Raw genomic sequence first — 955 nt, 5'->3', positions numbered from 1 at the left:
CCCGCGGCCTGGTCGGCGTCTGCGCCATGGGGCTCGGCTTTTTTGCGTTGACCCGGCTGCCGCTGCCGGAAGCGATCACGCTCAACTACGCGCAGCCGCTGCTGGTGGTGGTGTTCAGCTCCATCTTCCTCGGCGAGGCCATCCGTGTCTATCGCTGGAGTGCGGTCGCGGTCGGCCTGGTCGGCGTGCTGATCATCTCCTGGCCGGAACTGACGCTGCTGAGTTCCGACGAGGCGCTCGACGATCAGGAAGTGCTTGGCGTCATCGCCGCTCTTGTCGCCGCGGCGATCTCGGCCGTCGCCATGCTCTTGGTGCGCAATCTCGTGCAAAGCGAGCGCACAGCGACCATCGTGCTGTGGTTTTCGGTGACGGCGAGCGTCATGTCGCTGCTGTCGCTGCCATTCGGCTGGCAGGCGCTGACGCCGCTCCAGGCGGCTCTTCTTGTTGCCGCCGGCTTCTGCGGCGGCCTCGGCCAGATCCTGATGACGGCGGCCTATCGCCATGCCGAGGCCTCGGTGGTGGCGCCGTTCGAATACACGTCGATGATCCTCGGCGTCGTCGTCGGCTATCTCGTCTTCGGCGACGTCGCCACGCTCCATATGCTTGTCGGCGGCCTGATCGTCGTCGCCGCCGGCATCTTCATCATCTGGCGCGAACGCCAGCTTGGCCTGGAGCGGACCCGCACGCGCAAGGCATCTTTGCCTGAAGGGTGATTACGACAGCTCGGCTCGCTCCTTCGCCAACCGAACCAGCACCGTCCTCGTCTGCTCGTCGGCGGGGAAAAACGATTCGATCGCCAGTTCCGAAAGCGTCACGTCGAGCGGCGTGCCGAACACCGTGATGGTGCTGATGAACGACAGCACCTGATCGCCATGCGCCAGCCTGAGCGGGTGCACGATGGCGTTCGGCTCGACCGGCGACGGCCGACTGCCTTTCAAGCCGGACGGATAAGTCC

The 955-nt window shown here is 65.5% G+C and carries 1 protein-coding gene and 1 pseudogene; one reads left to right on the top strand and one right to left on the bottom strand.

What is annotated here, in order from left to right:
* Positions 1-713 (top strand): DMT family transporter (locus EOC06_RS18880; RefSeq protein ID WP_164898647.1); only part of this gene is annotated, 713 nt, incomplete at its 5' end.
* Here the strand turns inward: EOC06_RS18880 and EOC06_RS42860 are convergent.
* A pseudogene (locus EOC06_RS42860) lies at positions 714-955 on the bottom strand (transcriptional regulator); the annotation flags it as partial.

It is taken from the genome of Mesorhizobium sp. M7A.F.Ca.MR.362.00.0.0, from assembly GCF_004023175.1.
Classification (GTDB): domain Bacteria; phylum Pseudomonadota; class Alphaproteobacteria; order Rhizobiales; family Rhizobiaceae; genus Mesorhizobium.
The sequence above is the reverse complement of the archived record's forward strand: the minus strand, read 5'-3'. Positions and strand labels throughout refer to the sequence as shown.